Genomic DNA, 18,749 nt, shown 5'->3' with positions numbered 1-18,749 from the left:
ACAAAGAAAGGTGATCGACGCCATGAAAATAAGTTTGCGGCGGAGGCTGAAACTTGCGGGACAAGGATGCCTCCTCCTGCTTCTAAGCTTTGGACTGTTTGTATCCAGTTCTGGTTCCCCTTCAGCGCTGGCGCTGGCCAGAGTAAGTGTGATCCAGTCAGTCACACAGGATGTAATTCCTGTATTGAAGATGAGTACCTTACCTTCTCCCAGTACGGTCCAAGAATTCGCTAAGGCTACACTGAACAAGCTCGCTGCAGAAGCTCCATTTACAGCCTGGAAGGATGCAGGGATAGAATATTATCCCCTTGGTCCAGGTACTCATGGCTGGCTTGTAAATGTGATGAAGGGCGAAGAGCGGATCGGATACATGATCATTTCCGCCACCGATACAGGCGGATATATGCTAAGTGAATATGGAGCCGGCACTTATGGACTCCCATACAGTTTAAATGATCTGCGCCAGTTTTTGGTGCAGAAGGGTCTCATTACATCATCTTTTTCAGGACAAATAAAACTTACTGCTTTATATGCACCGCTTCTACCGGTCTGGAAAATAACCATTGACGAAAAGACGGTTTACATTAATGCTTCCGTGCCGCAAATTTTACCTTGGACACTAAGCAAGGCGGAAGAAGTTCTTAAAGAGCAGCCTCCTGCAACAGATGTAATTACTAATCTTAATCCTGACGTATCACCGCTATCGGCCTTCAATAGTGGAGGGTCAGATGATCCTTACGAAGATATCCTATGGCTGACGGCTCCTAAACTAACTACAGTGAGCGGCGACAATATCGCGCTTCTGATTAGACCCAAGGAAAGCATCGCTTATCAGGCTGCCGGACGAAATGACCTAGTCGGAGGACCGTTTATGATTACAGGCTATCAGAGCTGGCAGTCTTCTCAAGGTCAAGCTGAGAACAATAAAACTACCGTATATGCGGCCTCAGGCCCTGAAGGAAAACGATACTTGCCACTCGCTTCACTACAAAATAATGGAACACTGCATAAGCTGCCAGACAGAACGACCAAAGCACTCGGATATAATCGTTAACACAAGCATAAACGCCTTCGGCGTCCTTATGAGGACGGTAAGTGTTTATGCGAGAAATAGAAGGATAATTTATAACGTAAGCATATAAATTCTTATATTTAAACAAACGCAAATAACCTTCCACTGCCACCCATGAATAATGGCACTGGAAGGTTATTTGCTATTTAAACGTTTATTCTTTTTTGCCATGACTCCACTTGCTTCGCCAGATAGACCACCCAAGCGGGAGCATGCCGAACCATTTCTGTGACCACGGCTGCTTCGTAGCCGCTCTGCGAGCATGAATGGCACGCGGATCCTCGATATATACGACTACCTTCTCCGTTATATACTTTACAAGCTCATCGCCACCGGAAGCCATTTTAACACCTCCTAAAATGTACGTAAATTCAGATTATCAGCATCCGTTCCATGGTCTTAGTGTGCACCACTCCACTTGGATCTAAACTACAGACTTCTGATTTGTCGAATAGGTTTACCTTTTAAAGCACAATCTAACAAAGAATCCAGAAGACGTTATTCACTTGCAAGGAGGCGTTTCACTTGAACAACTGGAGAAAACAACCCTTTCCCAGAACAGCAGCTGCTATATTTGGCTTTCGAATCACTTTAACTACCCTAGGACTACTAATGTTGTTTATGGGCGGCTCCTTAGCCTCTGCGACACCAGAGAAACCCGTGATGAAGGATGACCGTCAGCATTTATTAGGTCACGGTCACCGTATGATTCTAATTGATGCGGGACACGGAGGCATCGACGGTGGAACTTCCTACGGTAATATTCTTGAAAAAGATATCACGTTAGATATCTCACGTCGATTATTTCTACTTCTGGGTAGCGATGGCTTTGACGTTGCTTTAAACCGCAATGGAGATTATGCCCCAAGTGATGAGAACCGCTGGCTGCGTAGTAAATCTCGACATCTGCGGGATCTTGCACAGCGTAAAGAACTTGCTGAGACATTACCTGCTACTGTAGTGGTAAGCATCCATATTAACTGGGCGCCTTCCCCATCCAAACATGGTCCACTTGTATTGTACCGTCAAGAGGGCCGTAGCTTCATCCTTGCTAAGTCCATTCAGCATCAGCTAAATAATCTTTATGATGTCGAAGCTCATCCACGACCAGGTAAGCCCTTTTATTTACTCAACAAAATAACCGCCACAACGGTTATCGTTGAGGCGGGTTTTGTAAGCAGTCCGACTGACCGCGCAAAGTTATGCACCCCTAAAGGGCAGCAACAAATCGCTGAAGCCATCGCTGATGGTATTGTAGCTTATCTTATGGAAGTTTAAGTTGGGAGCTCCATTTCATCTCGTTTTTAACCAGATCAGAGATCCCTATAAACTCAACATTGTCTTTCATCTGTTCAATACCGCTGCGGATTCCTGCGGCGGTCTCTTTCCCAAATACACCAACATGACCAATCGTTACACAAAATCGTTGATCCTTCGCCATGTCTTTGACGAGACCCATTTGTTTCAGAACATGACTTGCTGTATGTGTGTCATCTAAAAAGATATGGTTCTCTACACGTGGCAACCCCATACGATAAGCCATATTGCCAGCAACGGAACGGTAGTTGGTCTTGCTGTCTACAAAAAATAATCCTCGTTCTTTGCATACAGATAAGATTACTGCCATAATCCGCTCGTCTCCGGTAATTTTCGAACCCATATGGTTATTTATCCCGATCGCATAAGGAACATTATCGAGTGCTGCCTCAACCTTTTGTCGCACTTCCTCATCGGACATTTTGGACAATATGGCTCCTGGTCCAAGCCATTTAGGATTACCTTGGCGCGGCTCCATCGGCAAATGAACCAGAACATCATCTCCGCGTTCATGGGCGCGGGTGGCATCCTTTACGGATGTAGGTAAAAAAGGCATGACGGCTACAGTAAGCTTTATCGGTAACGAGAACATTTCATCTGTCCCCTTCATGCCATTGCCGAAATCGTCAATAATGATAGCGACCTTATCACGTTTTGGTGCACTCTCTTCAAGCTGCGTATTTGTAGCGTTGTCTTTAGACGTGGCAGCAGAGACAGCCGGCGTAGCCGGAACAATTGTGGTAATTAATACTGCAGCAACAGCAAGCCAATTCAGTAAGTAACGTTTAACCTTTCGACTGTCCTTCATCAAGAGGAACGCCTCCTTCGTCTTAAACAATTGTTCTCATTGTTTGGTTCACGAAGGTTAAATATGTACGGGGAGGGTTCGCAAAAATTTACAATCGAGCTGTTGCTAATACCCGCGCTTGTCTGTGGCAAGGATTGCTTCCAGCACATCCACAGATTGAACTTCAAATGGCATATTCTTCATTGGGCTATCCTGGGAGCAGCTAGCTTCTGCCACCACCATTAATTTATCCATATCGCTACTGGTAATCCCAAGCTCCTTAAGTGTAACGGGAAGGCCGACTTTTTTGCAGAAACCAATGACCTGAGCGATCTCATCTTCTGAAGCCTTCTCCAAGACCAACTGCACGATCGTAGCAAAGGCAACCTTCTCACCATGTAGCACATTCCTGCATTCCTCATGCAGGGTCAGTCCGTTATGAATAGCATGGGCTGCAGCAAGCCCACCACTCTCAAACCCAACGCCGCTCAAGTAAATATTAGCTTCAACAATATGTTCCACTGCAGAAGAGATGATCCCCTGTTTAACATCCAGGAGTGCGGATTCACCTTCAGCAAGAAGTGTGTCCAGACAAGCACGTGCTAAAGAGAACGATGCGATTGTGCCAGTCCCGCCTGCATGAGTAACCGCTCCTGATTGACGGCAAGCTCTTGCTTCGTAATAGGTGGACAAAGCATCACCCATTCCAGCCACCAGCAATCTTGCAGGAGCTTTAGCGATGATATCGATATCTGCGATCACCATATCAGGATTTCTTTTTAATGGAAGGTAACAGTCGAAGTCACCTTCGTCCGTATACAACACTGATATAGCGCTGCAAGGTGCATCCGTCGAGGCCACTGTGGGTACAATAACTACCGGGAGATCCGCCATGTGGCTTACTGCTTTTGCCGTATCTAAGGTCTTGCCGCCACCGATTCCTAAGATAACTTCAGCGTCCTTCAGGCCAAGTTCCAGCACTATCTCATCCACCTGATTACGGCTGCACTCACCCTTGAATTCGCGCATCATAAGGGGAATATCGTTCACTTCAAAGCTGTGTAAGATATCCTCCTTGTACATGGAAAAAATAAAAGGATCTATAATCGCAAAAGCTCTGTTCGATCCTAGCTGCAAACAATAATCTCCCAGCTTACGAATCTCGCCATACCCCTGAATATATTTAGTCGGTGAACATATGATCTGCGTCATGGTTTCACTCCTCTTTTTGTATATTCTTTTATTCTAAGGAGTGTTGCTTCAGACTGGCTATAAAAAAAGATGCTATCGACTTTTGTCTTAAATAAATCCCCCGTTCACACGAATCGTCTGGCCCGTAACCCACTGTGATTCTTTACTGGCTAGAAACAGCACTACACTTGAAATATCCTCAGGCTCACCCAACCGTCCAAAAGAATTCATACTCCCAACATTTGCAATCTCTTCAGCTGACTTCCCTACTGTAAAAAGTTCCGTATTAACAGGACCTGGTGAAACCGCATTAATGGTGATTCCTTTTCGTCCAAATTCTTTAGCTAACTGACGAGTGAATTGTTCCACAGCTCCCTTTGTTCCCGCATAAACGCTGTAGGTTGGGAACATCTGACCTGTCACTGATGTCGAGAAATTAATGATCCGTCCGTTCTCACCCATATGTTTAGCCGCTTGCTGGCAAGCAAAAAAGGTACCCTTCACATTGATGGCGAACTGTTTGTCGAAGTCTTCTTCCGTCATACTCGCAATCGGCTTTGTGATCATAATGCCTGCGTTGTTAACGAGAATATCGATTTGTCCATAAGATTCCAATGTGGCTTGGAATAATTGTTCCAGCTCTGTCACTTGGCTGATATCCGCCCGGATAGCGATAGCTTCTCCACCCTTTTGCTTAATTTCGTTCACAACTTCCTCTGCCTTACTTGAACTGCTTGCATAATTAACAACAACCTTCGCACCATGCAACGCCAAGTTCACCGCAATTTCTCGTCCCATACCTCTTGAAGCTCCAGTCACTAATGCAACTTTTCCAACCAAATTTTGTTCCATCATTTATTCCCCCTATTGTTTGTCTTTCTTGTTGGTCTGATTATAAATCGAACACCCGCAAATAACAAGTGACAATTATTATTTTTTGTCATTCAATATAATTGTTCTCCAGACGCAAAAAAACCTTCCGATCTTCATCAAAAGGTTTAGTCCATCATTTTTCTATTATGAATTATGCTATAACAATTTATGACGAAATTCCGGAAAGCATCAAATCCCAAACGGAGGCAAACTCCTGATCAATCGAACCCGACTGCCACTCTTTCGCGTGAGCAGGATGATGAAATCGTGATGTTGCATTAAAAATAGCTCTTGCCGTAACCTCTGATTCCAATGCTTTAAACTCCCCGGTTTGTATACCTTTTTCAAGAATGCGTGCGAGTTGCCCAATTAATTGATCTACGTGTTGGGTAATCATATCTACGGCTTCTAAAGTTACAGAGGCGTACATAGCAAACATTTCGGAATCATCTACAGCATAGCTTCGTTTACTGCGGACTAAAGTATCTAACCACAGACGTAGCTGCACTTTGGCATTCCCATCAAATTGCTCCGTAACGTCCTTCAATGGGGCTAAAATATTTTGATGCAACCATCTTTCGGTTACCGATTCGCGCAAAGCTGCTTTACTGGAAAAATGTCTATATAGCGTACCATGACTAACCTTCAGTACCCTCGCTACATCAACAACTGAAGTCTTATCCGGGCCAAAACGCCGGAGCACTTGTTCAGCCGCATCCAGAATGTTTTCTTTAGATAATGGAAGATCATTCGACATTGGTATTTCCCCTCGCTCTATTTCTGATGGTACTTATCATAGCATATAATATTCAAAAACGAACTGACAATAACGTTACTTTGTCATTTGTTGAATCAATCCAATTCTCATCAGCCGCTGAGTACCTACCATATCCCAACAACAAAAAACCTCCCTGATTTCTCAAGAAGGTTCATTACTTTCATCTACTTTCTCACTCGTCCAGCTTCGCCCTAACAAACTTGCCAATCTTCGAAATCGCCTGCTCTGCTTCTGGGAGCATGTACGCTAAGAAATGAAAAACACTCCACATCTTCTCCCATATTTCCAGTTCCACATGAACCCCCGCTACTCTCGCCTGTTCAGCCAATCTCGTTGAATCACTTAAAAGCACCTCATGGTCGCCTACTTGAACGAGTAAATCAGGCAATCCCTGCAAATTCATTCTTAACGGCGATAATATTGAAGCCCTCTCGGTTCGACTACCTACATATGCATCGAGTATACGTTTATTTCCCTCTAAGCTACCTGTCGGATCAAGCGATGCACGACTCTGATACGATTCTCCGTCTAGATGGACAAGATCCGTATGAGGTGAGATTAAAAAAGCACCCGCTGGTAACTCCCTCCCCTCATCCCTCAACGAAATCAGAGTCATCAGCGCAAGGCTGGCTCCCACAGAATCTCCCCCAAACAGGATGTCACGGGCAGAATATCCATTCGCAAGCAACCACCGGTAAGCCCCTATACAATCTTCATTAGCAGCGGGATAGATATACTCGGGTGCAAGACGATACTCAATCATTAGTACTTTCATACCACTAGCTTTTGCAATTCGTGATACCAGATCCCGATAAAATTCACAAGTGCCTGCAATCAAACCACCACCATGAAAATAAAGAATCACTTTATCATCAGGTGGACCTGCTTCCACAGGAATGATCCACTCTCCGCTTAATGGCCCAACCTTGACCCGCTCGACTGTAACATCCGTATGACTAGGCATATTCGCAGCCGCCTCAACCATTTCTTGCCGGATATGCTCTACAGACTTACTTTCAAACCGATTGGTTTGTTTCAGGTAGTCTTTGATCGCTGCAAGCTGTTCTATACTCGTTTTGTCCATATTCATTATCCCTCCTACAGATCTCTTCCTCTCGAATTGTAAAGCCTGTAGGAGACTACAAGGTCAAGTTAAGATTCCATTTTTAGTATTTCTAGCGTCGATTGCACGCCTGGATGCTTATCCGTGGCTAATAAATTTTTCCTCAACTCTGCAAGTGCGGTGAGCTTTATTTCCTGTTTTGCAATTTCACTACGGACTCGTTCTATTTTTTTATCTACAACGTTTACAAAATCATCTATGCTAATGCCACTACTTTCCGATTTTAACAGTGCCTTTTTAATTTCCTTTAGGGTGAACCCGCATAGCTTTGCATTTTGGATAAACGTTAGTCGGTTTAGCGCCTCTTCAGAATAAAGATGGTATCCAGCTTCTGAACGCAAAGGTGATCTAATTAGTCCGAGTTCCTCATAATACCTCAGTGTTTCCATATTCACATTTGCCATCTTGGCCATTTGGCCTCGCAAGTACTCCGTCATGATCTACGCCCCCTTGGAATTCCCTATATTATACCAAAATCCAGATAATCCAGATCATACAGAGGGTATCACACACAAAAAAACGGCATTTCTGCCGTTTCCCGATGTCTACTCTACTCTTTTACCTTACAGCACTTCACTTCGAACCGCATTTTTCTGAATCATAGAAATCTGTCCGGCATGAATACCTGTGTGATACATAAGTCTGCCTATTGCTTCAAGCGGAGTTGATGTGCCAAAAGACGACTCTACGCTTTCATGCCAAGCATCTTCCGGAAGCTCCCGCATCGCTGCAATTAGATTCTCATTAGAAGACGTCAGCAGGTCCACCAGCTCACTTAATGTAGTATATGCTGCATCGTCGGCTTGAGGTTTAGGTCTGCCAAAGAACCACTCTGCAAACATAAATTCTACCTCGGCATTATGAGAAATCAATCCTCCGATGGATGAATTCCCTAATTTAAGATTTAAATCTTCTTCCGGCAATGCCTTCACCATTTTATGAAACCGCTCTTGAACCGCTTGCCAGATGGGCAGTATTGAAGTTATAGTCATCGGCTATTTGCTCCCTTGTACTGTTGCTTCTTCATCTTTCTTCTTATCAATAACAACGTGATTAAATATATTTGCATCTACATCAATATCGAAGGCCAATCCAAAACCTACAACATAACGCCCCTTTAACGGATTCAGTTCGAAAAGGGAAAAATCCAGTCCGCGCAGCAATTTCAGCATAGCTTCACCATGATCAGCATTAAACAATTCAAAGATATCCTCATGTCCATCATTGCCGATATTGTTTGAGGTACAGCTCCAGCGCACACGCTCAGTTGCAAATTTATTGTTTGTTTCAGACTCATCCGCAATTAGAAAAGCATCCACAAAATCATTATTTTCCATATAGCCATAGTGCTCTGCAATCTTACTAATATAAATATACAGCTTGCCGTCTTTCTTTACGAAAGGCGCATAGCTAATAAAGGGCTTTCCTTCATCATCAATTAAACTCAGAATCAGATTCTTGCGTTTATTAATAAATTGTAAGTAGTTTTCTTTATTTTTTTCTACATCTACTGGCTTCTTCATACAAAAATCCCTCCATGAATAGGTTGTGTAATGACACTATGAATCTATCGAACGGTACTCAACAAATGAATACGAGGTTTCTTCTCTGTAGGCACATACTGGACTTCCGCATCCATCCGGTATATATCCCTTATCATATCGGTTGTCATGACTTCATTGGGTGTGCCATACATCGCCTTCTCACCCGCCTGCACTACAACAATACTATCGCTATAAGCAGAAGCTTGATTGAGATCATGCAGCACCATCACTACGGTCATGCCCATATCTTGATTTAACTCGCGAACAAGCTCAAGCACTTCATGCTGATGCGAGATATCCAAGTACGTGGTGGGTTCATCAAGCAACATGATCAAAGGGCGTTGTGCTAAAGCCATTGCAATCCAGGCTCGCTGTGATTCTCCACCTGACAATGAAGCCACTGCTCGGTCCTTATACTCTATCAAATGTGTCTTTTCAAGGGCCCAATGAACAATGTCCATATCCTCTTGGTTTAATCTTTCAAACCACTTTTTGTGTGGATATCTGCCATACGAGACCAGATCGATCACAGTCATATCACTCGGTGCTTGATTTTTCTGGCTCAGCATGCACATTTTTCGTGCGACTTGTTTGGCGCTCATGGTCTTCAGATCCGTACCATCGAGTATGACCGTACCCGTGTGATAAGGAATTAGCCGTGATACCGCTTTGAGCAAAGTGGATTTACCGGAGCCGTTCGGTCCTATAATGGAGACGATCTCACCTTTTTTTACGGAAAAAGAGAAGTTGTTAATCACGCTTTTCTGCTCATACCGAATCGAAATGGAATCGACAGTAAACATGTTAGAACGCCTTCTTTCTCATCAGGTATAGAAAATAGGGTCCGCCAATCACAGCCATAAGGATACCCGCAGGGATATCTAGGGGTGCAAACAGGGTACGTCCACCTGTATCCGCAATTAACAGAACCAACGCACCAAGAGCCATACTCATCGGCAAAAGATATTTGTAATCTGAACCCACGAGCAATCTCGCCATATGAGGTACAACTAGACCGACAAATCCGATCATTCCAATGGCTGCTACAGAAATAGCCGCTAGAAATACTGCCAGCAAGGAGAGCAGGATACGAATTCGGTTCACATTTTCACCCAGATTCGAAGCCACCTGATCACCCAGACGAATGATATTTGCCTTACGAATGGCAAAGAACGATAAGATCCAACCTGCAATCGCATATGGGAAGACCATCATCAACGCATTATTCCCTTTTGCCGCAAGACTGCCGTTAAGCCATTGAACCGCTGCAGGAAGTCTATCACTGTACATGATTGTTAATAGCCCAATGAGTCCTCCGCAAAGTGCATTCACAGCAACGCCAGATAAAATAATAGTAATCGGTGAAATACCGGTTCGTCTCCACGCTAATGCATATACAATACCGGCAGCAATTAGCCCTCCAACAAAAGCGGCAATCGGAATGAACTCAGTATACTGTGGTGCAGCAAGCATTATGACAAGAACACATGCAGCCGCGCCACTAGTTACACCCGTCAATCCAGGATCAGCAAGTGGGTTACCCATCACAGCTTGCAGCAGTGCGCCCGAGATCGCTATATTCGCTCCGATGATCATCGCCAGTAACACACGCGGCAATCGAATATCCCAAATGATGGTGGCATTCACCGCCTTAGACGATGAACCAAAGATCGTACTTAGTATGTCTGATACCGGAATGAATACAGAGCCTAATCCGATGGCAATAATCGCGGCTACGAGCGCTAATAGAACCGTTACAATAACAACTATTCTGCTACGAGATGTATTTATCACTTGCTGTCTCCTTTAATTATTCATAGAAGTATTTTGCGATTTCAGTTAGGGCTGTTTCTGCGTTAATGATCGAAGTTACACCGAACACACTGTAATCTAAAATCTGGATTTTGTCGTTTTTATAAGCGGACAGCTTCGTCCAAGTTTCATTTTTCTCTATTTCTTTTTTAAATTTATCCTTGGTCGCTCCGTGGTCACCTGAAGCCAATACGAGAATAACGTCAGGATCAGCGGCTACGACGTTTTCCATGTTTATAGGAGAGTAAGTATCTGTAACTTTAAGTACAGAAGTAGCGATATTATCAGCGCCAAGCTTCTTAACCAAGCTACCCAGATAAGATTTCTCACTCATAACCATGAAGGAATCAGCGGTTCCAATAACGAGCATCACGCTCGGCAGTTCTTTTCCTTCGGCTAATTTGCTTAGCTCATTCTCTTTATCCAAAATCTTACTCAAAGCCGTATTCATTTCATCTTTTTTATTAAAATAAGTGCCTAATACTTTAAGGCTAAGCTTTAAATCCTCAAAGGATTCTGTGCGTAGATATGCTTTTTGCAAGTCCATGCCTTCCAGTGTCTTATCCAGCGTGCTTCGAAGCGATTCTGCCCCCAGCAGCAAGTCTGGCTCAAGCTTTGTTACTACTTCAAGATCCGGTGCCATTGGCGAGCCAATTTTATCTATCGATTCAAAGTCAGCAGGGATTGGATTGGTGGAGGTTGGCACCCCAACTGGTGTGATTCCAAGCAAATAGAGCATTTCTGTTAATGGGACAGATGTAGTTACAATTCGCTGTGGAGCTGTGGCTGGAAACTGGCTTAATGCTTCATTGAACAATGCTTCATCTACACCATCATTCTCCAGACTGTACACCTTTCCAGCATCCGCTGTTTTCGCTGCTTCTGTTGCATTCGCTGCATTTGCTTCTTTCGTTTCATTAGCAGCTGTATTCGTTACAGCTTCATTCTTGGTTTGATTGTCCGCTGTATTGGTGGACGAACATGCAGTCATTGCAGTAAGCGCTGCAACCACCAGAAGTACTAATAATTTCTTCAAAATCTATCCCTCCGAGTATGTATAATTATACGTTTCATGTAGTGATAATGATTTTCATTTTCATCTACCTTTCCTATGATAATGGTTATCATTGGGAAGTGTCAAGAATTTTATTTAAATTTTAAACCAGCAAAAACGCCTTAAACATCCCAATTAAAAAGGACAACCTTTCTTGTAGATAAATAGGAATTCAGTATTGAATGAAATTTTCACTTTTTTAAATTAACAAAAAAACCACATCTAAAGGACGTGGTCAATATGCATAATAAACCTAAATATTTAATTATAGAATGGAGTGAATCTTCACTCATTTCTCTTCTCGTTCTTCTTCCGTTAGCCTTGGACATACATAACACTTCTCGCCATCCTCAAGGCAATAATAGAGGCAGCAGGAGGAACGTAACACTAGTCGCTCTCCTGCATGATACGGTAATTCAAGGATCATCTATTGCTCTCTTCTTCACTCTGAATAACTAGTTGATACTCCACTTTTGCTTTGTCTTGTTCAAACAAACATAGCTTACCACGACGCAGATTATTTCTGCCACTACATAAAGAAAGCCATAAGCCGATATTACCCAATATTAAAGGAAGGATAAAGAAATTCCCTATCAACAAGACATATCGTAAAATCGCCAAAATCGCGGATGTTCTAGGATTGTTAATAGCTGTATACAGAGCGTTAATAATAATATTGGCCCCCACAAAGATAAAATTAACGCTATAAAATGTGATGATCTCACTGGATGTATTCATGACCTGAAGATTGTCTTTTACAAAAAGAGAAATAAAGGGAGATTTAAAAATAATCAGTATTGCAGTGCAAACCACACCAACCAATGTAACTATTCTAATGGCTACCGCTATCAGTTCTGATACACAACTATCGAGACCTTGCGGCATTATGACCGAATCGACCTGCTGAAGCCTGCAAAAGTAGATCCCTCCTCTGGTTATCGCTATTATTCAGATATAGAGCTAATTTATCTGGATGTCATTAACTTCTGCAAAAAAAAAGAATATGCCACTTCATAAGATTAAAGATGTTTTTACGAATGATAATCTTGATTATATGAATAGTTTTCTAAAAACAAAGGACGAGGAAATAGAACAGGAAATTAAGCAGCTCAAAAAGACGAAATTACAACTTGGAATTTTACGAGAACAATACGAAAACCATGCTTATTTATCTGATGTTCCCCTATCCTCTACCCATTTTTCAACCAAAGTCTCGGGACAAAGAGCAATCGTCAAAATTCCGTCACTACAGAAAACCAGCCTCGAAAGTTTCCATCAACTGCAGAATGCATTGAATCAACAGCTTGGAGATGAGCCAAAAGATGCATTTACTTTTGATTTACCAAAAGGAACTTATCTCAATGGTTATTGCTCAGAGCAGCAGAGAATGGAAACGATGCAGAATATCACTGCGTATGCTAAAGCCGAATATACGGAAATTCCATTCGTCATCCAGTCAGTAATTTTCACCGGAATGTTTCAGTGGGTTTATGAGATTCAAGTATTGTTAAAATCTGCATGATCTATTCCTAGTTTCGTAGATTCGTAGATTCGTACCCACTGGATCAGTGGTGCATATAATGCACTTGTGAGGTGATCCATTAATAAATGAGCCGACAATTGTGGCTAGAGCAATACAATTCAAGAATCCATAGGGCGCTAAGAAAAAGAATTCAACACTCCCAAGTCCGTCGCGGTACATCCGCTAAAATCCCTATCATTATTAAATTCAAACAAAAAATGACCCCGGCACAGCTGAAGTCATTACAAAAACATCTAGAATCACACGACTTTCCTATCAAACATCATCTTCCTATACTAAATTCTGTATCATCACTAGTTTCGATGAACTGTCTGAAACAGATGTGCAGTTGGCATGGAATCGATAAAATCTATGTAGACGGAATTAAAAAGACATCACTTTATATAGCGACACCATCCATCGGTTCTACATCCGTCCAAAAGAAACAGGGACTTACCGGAAAAGGAATCAACATTGCCATTCTTGACACAGGAGTGTATAGACACCCTGATCTGATTCAGCCCTGTAACCGTATCGTAGCTTTTAAAGATTTTATCAATCACAGAAAACTTCCCTACGACGATAACGGTCATGGAACACATATCGCAGGCGATGCGGCAGGCAACGGATGGATGAGCAAAGGAAAATACAAAAGCCCTGCTCCAGAGGCAGGGGTCGTCGGTGTTAAAGTACTCGATAAAAATGGTGACGGATATGACTCCACGATTATTAAAGGAATCGAGTGGTGTATTGCGAATCGAAAGCGACTAAAACTACGTATCCTTTCGATGTCATTAGGGGGTACGGTAAATTTACCTTGTTCTGACGATCCGCTGTGCCAAGCCGTAGAAAAAGCAATAAAGGCTGGACTCACTGTTGTGATTGCAGCTGGAAATAGCGGCCCTGGACGCAGGACGATAGAATCTCCTAGTATTAGTCCTTCTGCAATTACCGTAGGTGCAGTGGATGATCGCCGCACGCTCACACAAAAGGACGACCGGATTACTTCATATTCAAGCCGCGGACCTGCACCTGGAGGGCGAAAGAAACCAGACCTCGTAGCTCCTGGCGAGACCATTATTTCTCTTCGTGCGCCTCACTCCAAGCTAGATCGCGAGCTTCCTTACTTGCGGATCGCTAAAAATTATTTTGTACTGTCCGGTACCAGCGTCTCAACCCCAATAGTCTCCGGTGTGATCGCTCAATTGTTGCAGAGAAATCCATCTCTATCCCCTAAGCAAGTAAAATGCATACTGAAAAAGAACATATTCTCTCTTAAACTAAAACCTAACACAGCCGGCTCTGGTGAGATTAATGCGAGATTCTTATTGTGATTTTGCTTCCTTCTTTAAAGCTGTGATAACAGAAACTGACAACACTTCAGTAAATTTACCCATAGGCTCAATTTCTAATAAAGAAGATTTCAAATCCGCTTCAAATTGTTCTAAGTGATCTCCAAATAAACGCTTTGAAGCATAGGATGTGGAATACAAATTTCCAAGAATAGAATCCACCGTCCATGTCACTGAATAACTCGGTAAAATCAATCTTTCCACATCCTTAAAACTAGATCGCGCAACAATATCCTCATGTCTTTCTTTAGGATGAGTATAGATGCTGTCTCCTGCTATTCTTTCGTTACCTAACCAGCGTTTTACTACTTCATTTACCTTAAGCTGCCAAGATAATGGCTCATGCCCTACATTAAAAGTATCAATAATCGCTAATCCACCATTATCGATCAAACTATGATGTAGAATTTCAAGAAGGGCTGTCCTATCCATCCAATGAAAGGCTTTGGCCAGGATGGTAAGACGGAAGGAACCCCAGTCGTTCTGCAACTCTTCTGCTCTACCAAGTATCCAACTAACGTTATCTACCCTATGGAGTGTTGATAGACGATTAGCCTCTTCCAACATTTCACTTTCCGTATCTACACCTATCATTTCTTCAAACCAATCACTAAATCTTAGTCCCAGCTGACCCGTACCACACCCTAAATCAAGCAGACGGCCTTCTCCGTTAAGCGAAAACTTCTGAATTAAGTACCGAATAAGGGATGAAGGATACTGCGGCCGATATTCTGAATAGTACACTGCCGTACCTTTAAATAAATCCGGACCATATCCATTCATAGGTTCACCCTTCTCTTGTTTTCTAATAGGACAAAATCATAGCAGACATCCAACTAAAATAAAAGGCAGTTCGGTTTGACCGAACTGCCTTTTATTTATGCTGATACGGCAATTCGCTGGATTTGGGCTCAAAGGATCAAAAAATCCACATAGAAATGATTGACAAATAAGTCCATTACATATATGGTTAATTACATAACTAACTAACCAATGAACATGGCGGTGAATACATGGGAAGCTTAATGGATGATACTCGACCAATATTTATGCAGATCGCCGAACGGATAGAAAATGACATCATCGAAGAAACACTCCTGGAGGAATCACAGGTTCCTTCTACAAATCAATTTGCTGTTTTTTACCAGATCAATCCGGCTACGGCTGCGAAAGGTGTGAATTTGCTTGTCGACCAAGGAATTTTATACAAAAAGCGAGGTATCGGCATGTTTGTAGCTTCTGGAGCGCGCACAGTATTGATGGAAAAGAGAAAAGAACAATTTTATGAGCAATATGTTGTAACTATGATCCGTGAAGCAGAGAAATTAGGAATTACGTTGGATCAATTAACGAAGATGATTCAGAGGGGAGATAATCGGTCATGAATGAAGTCGTTGAGATCAAGGGACTGACCAAGTCGTACGGAAAGGTAACCGTCATCCAAGACATTAATTTTTCTTTAGAAAAGAACAAAATCTATGGTCTGCTTGGCAGAAATGGTGCGGGGAAAACAACAATCATGCACATGATTACAGCACAGTTATTTGCTACAAGTGGTGATCTGAAGGTGTTCGGGGAACATCCCTACGAGAATAACCGCGTACTCAATCAGATTTGCTTCATTAAGGAAAGCCAAAAGTACCCAGATACGTACCGTATTATCGATGTTCTAGAGGTTTCTGCGTTATTTTTCCCTAACTTTGATCGGGACTATGCCCACTCTTTAATCAAAGACTTCAATCTACCCTTAAAAAGAAGAATAAAGAAGCTGTCCAGAGGTATGCTCTCGGCGGTGGGTATTGTAGTAGGTCTAGCTAGCCGAGCTCCCCTAACTATATTTGACGAGCCCTATTTAGGTCTGGATGCTGTGGCTAGAAGCCTGTTTTACAATCGATTAATTGAGGATTATTCAGAATATCCACGAACAGTTGTCTTGTCTACCCATTTAATTGATGAGGTAAGCCAGCTGTTAGAGCATGTCATTGTTATCGACAACGGTAAGCTGATTATCAATGAGGATGCTGAAGCGCTTCGCGGGCGAGCCGCTAAGGTGATCGGTGCGACTGCGAAGGTGGAAGATTTAATCTCCGGTAAAGAGGTTATCTCTCGTGAATCCTTTGGCGGATTACTTTCTGCCACTGTTATTGGCTTAAACTCAACAGATCTAACACGTGCTGAGATGCTAGGTCTGGAGATCTCCCCTATCTCTTTACAACAGTTAATTGTTCATCTCACAAATAGAAGATCTCAAGGAAAGGAAGTGGCAGCACAATGAACCATATGACAGGGATATTAAAAATGCACTACAAGGATAAATGGTTTTGGTTATTTATGCCTTGGATCATATTATTGTCCAGTTTTCTCGTCAATCTCGTCATAGCTTGTTTCATGCAAGAACCAATGTATACCGGTGGCCTAGTCTCTATCTTTATTTATATGTTTGTCATAGGTATCATCATTTTGGTTCAGACCTTCCCCTTTGCCTTGGGCTTAAGCATACGGAGGACAGATTATTTCTTCGGCACCTCCTTAATGGCCGTTATAACAAGTGCCGGCTTCTCACTTCTTCTGTTCCTGCTATCTATTGTAGAAACCAAATTAACACCTGGATGGGGTGTGCAGCTACATTATTTTCATATGCCATACTTGAATGACGGTACTGTCCTAGAGCAGCTGTGGATCTATTTCGTGATCATGTTGCATATGTTTTATTGGGGATTTGTTATCTCCAGTATCTTCCGCAGATTCGGCAGAAGTGGCCTATTCATTTTCGCAGCAGTCATGTTTATTGTGTACAGCGTCGCTGGATTGTTAATGACGTATTATCATTGGTGGGGAGATCTATTTAATTGGTTCGTTAGCCATACCGCATTTGAAATTGCCTTGTGGAGCATGCCTTTGACGGTCTTGTATGCACTCTTATCGTTTTGGATGCTTCGGAAGTCTACAGTATAAGGCACTGCCTCGAATATCTAAACATTATAGGAGGTACTGTATGGATTATGTGAGGGATTACGCCATGTATGCTTCTATATTCGGTATGTTTAGTTTTAGTTGGTTTGGTTGGGCACAAGAAAATCCCAGATCCAGCTGGCGAAAATATATTGGCGTAGCTTCTGGTGTATCCCTTCTCATCTGCTTGATTGGTGTCTATTTAAGTGTGACGAACTGGGATGCTCCCTCCGTATTAAATGACAAGACCTCTTTTGATAATTATCTAATTTCTGTCTATGTTGAATTATTTTTGGCTGGCGCTGGCGCTTCTATATTGATGAAATGTAAGTATAATGATTACGTTGCTCCTTGGATTTCTTTTATAGTAGGGATTCATTTTATTGGCTTAAAAAGTGTGTTTAACGATTTCAGTTTATACCTTTTAGCAGCACTTCTTGTTGCAATCTCTATCGTATCACTATTCATATCTAAAAAACTTAAGGTCGCAAACAGTGCAATTACAGGCATTGGTGCTGGGACAGTTTTGTTCGCCTTCGCTTTATTAGGGTTAATTCGATATTTATTAAGCTAAGTCATACCATGATCATCAGAACTTTCATGAACCATCCGTTCACATCTCAGAATCAAAATGATATACCTTTATTCACCCATACTCTTCACCGAACTAGAAAAAGCCTGCAAATGATCAGCTTTTTGTACATGATATCTTCCTCATTAAGTTCAAAAACTGAGAATGTACAGGTATATCCTCACGGATGGCTCGAAGATTTCTTCTGAAGTAAGAATTAATGCAAATTTGCAGAAATCAAGGTGTTAGCCACCCCGTATTATTTATAAATGTAATTTTGTAGGCTGAGGCGACTATGGGAATTTCCGGGGGTAATTCTGGTGCATATATGCCTCACTTTCTACTTTTTCTCAGTCTCAATCACGGATATAGGGAATTCCTCCCTTTAAATTTACGCTTTTGTCCATAAATCGATGGATATAGGGAAAACCTCCCTTTAATTCATTGGATTTTATCGTATTTGGGGTTTTATCCGAATTTATAGGGAGTAATTCCTTATACTTATTGAAAATAACTGAATTCTAATAATTATAGGGAGAAATTCCCTATAATCTTGAATTCTCCTTTAATAAATCCAACTCCAATGCTCCCTGACTTTCCCTCAGATACACACCTATTTATATACCTGTAAGTTCACTGTATTATACAAAACTCTTATGAACCTAGGCTCCATCCACAATGAAAATGATACTCCCTTATCTAGGGTTACTGGTTAGTCAACCTTATATGCACGTAAAGAAAACTCCCTTGATTTCTCAAGGGAGTTTCTAGTGATGCGGTCGAGAGGACTCGAACCTCCAC

Annotated in this window: 23 protein-coding genes; 9 read left to right on the top strand and 14 right to left on the bottom strand. The window is 42.2% G+C overall.

Going from position 1 to position 18,749, the window contains the following annotated elements:
• Window positions 1-22 precede the first annotated feature (22 nt).
• Complete coding sequence (locus tag CA598_RS01280; protein WP_094875053.1) at window positions 23-1,054, top strand: hypothetical protein; 1,032 nt, start codon at window positions 23-25, stop codon at window positions 1,052-1,054.
• A gap of 172 nt (window positions 1,055-1,226) precedes the next feature.
• Here CA598_RS01280 and CA598_RS01275 read toward each other — a convergent pair whose 3' ends face one another.
• A complete protein-coding gene (locus CA598_RS01275) occupies window positions 1,227-1,415 on the bottom strand; it encodes a YqzE family protein (RefSeq protein ID WP_076283115.1) in 189 nt (62 codons plus the stop codon).
• A 182-nt stretch (window positions 1,416-1,597) separates the two neighbouring features.
• Here CA598_RS01275 and CA598_RS01270 point away from each other — a divergent pair, with 182 nt between their 5' ends.
• Window positions 1,598-2,350 carry an N-acetylmuramoyl-L-alanine amidase gene (locus CA598_RS01270; protein ID WP_256990302.1) on the top strand — a complete coding sequence of 251 codons (753 nt, stop codon included), beginning with the start codon at window positions 1,598-1,600 and terminating at the stop codon, window positions 2,348-2,350.
• Here the strand turns inward: CA598_RS01270 and CA598_RS01265 are convergent.
• The 12 genes from CA598_RS01265 to CA598_RS01205 form a co-directional block, all read right to left on the bottom strand.
• Window positions 2,337-3,197, bottom strand: coding sequence for a divergent polysaccharide deacetylase family protein (locus CA598_RS01265; RefSeq protein WP_094875052.1), 861 nt, complete (start codon window positions 3,195-3,197; stop codon window positions 2,337-2,339). The genes CA598_RS01270 and CA598_RS01265 overlap by 14 nt on opposite strands.
• Window positions 3,198-3,302: 105 nt before the next feature.
• The gene (locus tag CA598_RS01260; protein ID WP_094875051.1) at window positions 3,303-4,388 is read right to left on the bottom strand and encodes a glycerol dehydrogenase; all 1,086 of its coding nucleotides are present in this window, start codon (window positions 4,386-4,388) and stop codon (window positions 3,303-3,305) included.
• A gap of 87 nt (window positions 4,389-4,475) precedes the next feature.
• Window positions 4,476-5,219, bottom strand: coding sequence for an SDR family oxidoreductase (locus CA598_RS01255; protein WP_094875050.1), 744 nt, complete (start codon window positions 5,217-5,219; stop codon window positions 4,476-4,478).
• Between the two features lie 187 nt (window positions 5,220-5,406).
• Window positions 5,407-5,997 carry a TetR/AcrR family transcriptional regulator gene (locus tag CA598_RS01250; protein WP_094869435.1) on the bottom strand — a complete coding sequence of 197 codons (591 nt, stop codon included), beginning with the start codon at window positions 5,995-5,997 and terminating at the stop codon, window positions 5,407-5,409.
• A 193-nt stretch (window positions 5,998-6,190) separates the two neighbouring features.
• A complete protein-coding gene (locus CA598_RS01245) occupies window positions 6,191-7,102 on the bottom strand; it encodes an alpha/beta hydrolase (RefSeq protein WP_179283557.1) in 912 nt (303 codons plus the stop codon).
• Window positions 7,103-7,170: 68 nt separating this feature from the next.
• On the bottom strand, window positions 7,171-7,578 hold the full coding sequence (locus tag CA598_RS01240) for a MerR family transcriptional regulator (protein ID WP_094875048.1): 408 nt from the start codon (window positions 7,576-7,578) through the stop codon (window positions 7,171-7,173).
• A gap of 126 nt (window positions 7,579-7,704) precedes the next feature.
• Complete coding sequence (locus CA598_RS01235; RefSeq protein ID WP_094875047.1) at window positions 7,705-8,133, bottom strand: DinB family protein; 429 nt, start codon at window positions 8,131-8,133, stop codon at window positions 7,705-7,707.
• 3 nt (window positions 8,134-8,136) lie between these two features.
• Complete coding sequence (locus tag CA598_RS01230; protein ID WP_094869439.1) at window positions 8,137-8,664, bottom strand: HugZ family pyridoxamine 5'-phosphate oxidase; 528 nt, start codon at window positions 8,662-8,664, stop codon at window positions 8,137-8,139.
• A 44-nt stretch (window positions 8,665-8,708) separates the two neighbouring features.
• The gene (locus tag CA598_RS01225) at window positions 8,709-9,488 is read right to left on the bottom strand and encodes an ABC transporter ATP-binding protein (RefSeq protein ID WP_094875046.1); all 780 of its coding nucleotides are present in this window, start codon (window positions 9,486-9,488) and stop codon (window positions 8,709-8,711) included.
• 1 nt (window position 9,489) lies between these two features.
• Window positions 9,490-10,479 carry a FecCD family ABC transporter permease gene (locus tag CA598_RS01220; RefSeq protein WP_052404239.1) on the bottom strand — a complete coding sequence of 330 codons (990 nt, stop codon included), beginning with the start codon at window positions 10,477-10,479 and terminating at the stop codon, window positions 9,490-9,492.
• A gap of 16 nt (window positions 10,480-10,495) precedes the next feature.
• The gene (locus CA598_RS01215; RefSeq protein WP_094869442.1) at window positions 10,496-11,533 is read right to left on the bottom strand and encodes an ABC transporter substrate-binding protein; all 1,038 of its coding nucleotides are present in this window, start codon (window positions 11,531-11,533) and stop codon (window positions 10,496-10,498) included.
• A 441-nt stretch (window positions 11,534-11,974) separates the two neighbouring features.
• Window positions 11,975-12,436, bottom strand: coding sequence for an MATE family efflux transporter (locus CA598_RS01205; protein ID WP_094875044.1), 462 nt, complete (start codon window positions 12,434-12,436; stop codon window positions 11,975-11,977).
• On the opposite strand from CA598_RS01205, the gene CA598_RS01200 reads away from it, so the two are divergent.
• From CA598_RS01200 to CA598_RS01190, 3 genes are all read left to right on the top strand, one after another.
• Window positions 12,428-12,568 (top strand): MerR family transcriptional regulator, encoded by a 141-nt coding sequence (locus CA598_RS01200; protein WP_306440446.1) that lies wholly within the window; start codon window positions 12,428-12,430, stop codon window positions 12,566-12,568. The genes CA598_RS01205 and CA598_RS01200 overlap by 9 nt on opposite strands.
• Window positions 12,525-13,073, top strand: coding sequence for a MerR family transcriptional regulator (locus tag CA598_RS01195; RefSeq protein ID WP_143812370.1), 549 nt, complete (start codon window positions 12,525-12,527; stop codon window positions 13,071-13,073). Before CA598_RS01200 ends, CA598_RS01195 begins: the two co-directional genes overlap by 44 nt.
• Window positions 13,074-13,159: 86 nt before the next feature.
• Window positions 13,160-14,407, top strand: a complete 1,248-nt coding sequence (locus CA598_RS01190; protein ID WP_094875041.1) for a S8 family peptidase — start codon at window positions 13,160-13,162, stop codon at window positions 14,405-14,407.
• Here CA598_RS01190 and CA598_RS01185 read toward each other — a convergent pair.
• Window positions 14,399-15,208 (bottom strand): class I SAM-dependent methyltransferase, encoded by an 810-nt coding sequence (locus tag CA598_RS01185; RefSeq protein ID WP_094875040.1) that lies wholly within the window; start codon window positions 15,206-15,208, stop codon window positions 14,399-14,401. The genes CA598_RS01190 and CA598_RS01185 overlap by 9 nt on opposite strands.
• 230 nt (window positions 15,209-15,438) lie before the next feature.
• On the opposite strand from CA598_RS01185, the gene CA598_RS01180 reads away from it, so the two are divergent.
• The 4 genes from CA598_RS01180 to CA598_RS01165 are packed head-to-tail and all read left to right on the top strand — an operon-like array spanning window position 15,439 to window position 17,951.
• The gene (locus CA598_RS01180) at window positions 15,439-15,810 is read left to right on the top strand and encodes a GntR family transcriptional regulator (protein ID WP_042186911.1); all 372 of its coding nucleotides are present in this window, start codon (window positions 15,439-15,441) and stop codon (window positions 15,808-15,810) included.
• Window positions 15,807-16,700, top strand: coding sequence for an ABC transporter ATP-binding protein (locus CA598_RS01175; RefSeq protein WP_094869448.1), 894 nt, complete (start codon window positions 15,807-15,809; stop codon window positions 16,698-16,700). Before CA598_RS01180 ends, CA598_RS01175 begins: the two co-directional genes overlap by 4 nt.
• Window positions 16,697-17,380, top strand: coding sequence for a hypothetical protein (locus CA598_RS01170; protein ID WP_094869449.1), 684 nt, complete (start codon window positions 16,697-16,699; stop codon window positions 17,378-17,380). Before CA598_RS01175 ends, CA598_RS01170 begins: the two co-directional genes overlap by 4 nt.
• Before the next feature lie 40 nt (window positions 17,381-17,420).
• Window positions 17,421-17,951 (top strand): hypothetical protein, encoded by a 531-nt coding sequence (locus CA598_RS01165; protein ID WP_094875039.1) that lies wholly within the window; start codon window positions 17,421-17,423, stop codon window positions 17,949-17,951.
• Window positions 17,952-18,749: the final 798 nt, after the last annotated feature.

This window comes from Paenibacillus sp. VTT E-133291 (assembly GCF_002264395.1).
GTDB classification, from domain to species: domain Bacteria; phylum Bacillota; class Bacilli; order Paenibacillales; family Paenibacillaceae; genus Paenibacillus_AQ; species Paenibacillus_AQ nitricinens.
Note: the sequence above shows the minus strand (reverse complement) of the source record. Positions and strands in the feature narration are given on the sequence as shown.

Coding starts and splice junctions, on each gene's coding strand:
- CA598_RS01245 (WP_179283557.1), bottom strand. CDS start 7,102: ATGGACAAAACGAGTATAGAACAGCTTGCAGCGATCAAAGACTACCTG.
- CA598_RS01165 (WP_094875039.1), top strand. CDS start 17,421: ATGGATTATGTGAGGGATTACGCCATGTATGCTTCTATATTCGGTATG.
- CA598_RS01170 (WP_094869449.1), top strand. CDS start 16,697: ATGAACCATATGACAGGGATATTAAAAATGCACTACAAGGATAAATGG.
- CA598_RS01225 (WP_094875046.1), bottom strand. CDS start 9,488: ATGTTTACTGTCGATTCCATTTCGATTCGGTATGAGCAGAAAAGCGTG.
- CA598_RS01280 (WP_094875053.1), top strand. CDS start 23: ATGAAAATAAGTTTGCGGCGGAGGCTGAAACTTGCGGGACAAGGATGC.
- CA598_RS01230 (WP_094869439.1), bottom strand. CDS start 8,664: ATGAAGAAGCCAGTAGATGTAGAAAAAAATAAAGAAAACTACTTACAA.
- CA598_RS01260 (WP_094875051.1), bottom strand. CDS start 4,388: ATGACGCAGATCATATGTTCACCGACTAAATATATTCAGGGGTATGGC.
- CA598_RS01190 (WP_094875041.1), top strand. CDS start 13,160: ATGAGCCGACAATTGTGGCTAGAGCAATACAATTCAAGAATCCATAGG.
- CA598_RS01250 (WP_094869435.1), bottom strand. CDS start 5,997: ATGTCGAATGATCTTCCATTATCTAAAGAAAACATTCTGGATGCGGCT.
- CA598_RS01195 (WP_143812370.1), top strand. CDS start 12,525: ATGTCATTAACTTCTGCAAAAAAAAAGAATATGCCACTTCATAAGATT.
- CA598_RS01175 (WP_094869448.1), top strand. CDS start 15,807: ATGAATGAAGTCGTTGAGATCAAGGGACTGACCAAGTCGTACGGAAAG.
- CA598_RS01185 (WP_094875040.1), bottom strand. CDS start 15,208: ATGAATGGATATGGTCCGGATTTATTTAAAGGTACGGCAGTGTACTAT.
- CA598_RS01180 (WP_042186911.1), top strand. CDS start 15,439: ATGGGAAGCTTAATGGATGATACTCGACCAATATTTATGCAGATCGCC.
- CA598_RS01265 (WP_094875052.1), bottom strand. CDS start 3,197: ATGAAGGACAGTCGAAAGGTTAAACGTTACTTACTGAATTGGCTTGCT.
- CA598_RS01255 (WP_094875050.1), bottom strand. CDS start 5,219: ATGGAACAAAATTTGGTTGGAAAAGTTGCATTAGTGACTGGAGCTTCA.
- CA598_RS01240 (WP_094875048.1), bottom strand. CDS start 7,578: ATGACGGAGTACTTGCGAGGCCAAATGGCCAAGATGGCAAATGTGAAT.
- CA598_RS01235 (WP_094875047.1), bottom strand. CDS start 8,133: ATGACTATAACTTCAATACTGCCCATCTGGCAAGCGGTTCAAGAGCGG.
- CA598_RS01275 (WP_076283115.1), bottom strand. CDS start 1,415: ATGGCTTCCGGTGGCGATGAGCTTGTAAAGTATATAACGGAGAAGGTA.
- CA598_RS01205 (WP_094875044.1), bottom strand. CDS start 12,436: ATGCCGCAAGGTCTCGATAGTTGTGTATCAGAACTGATAGCGGTAGCC.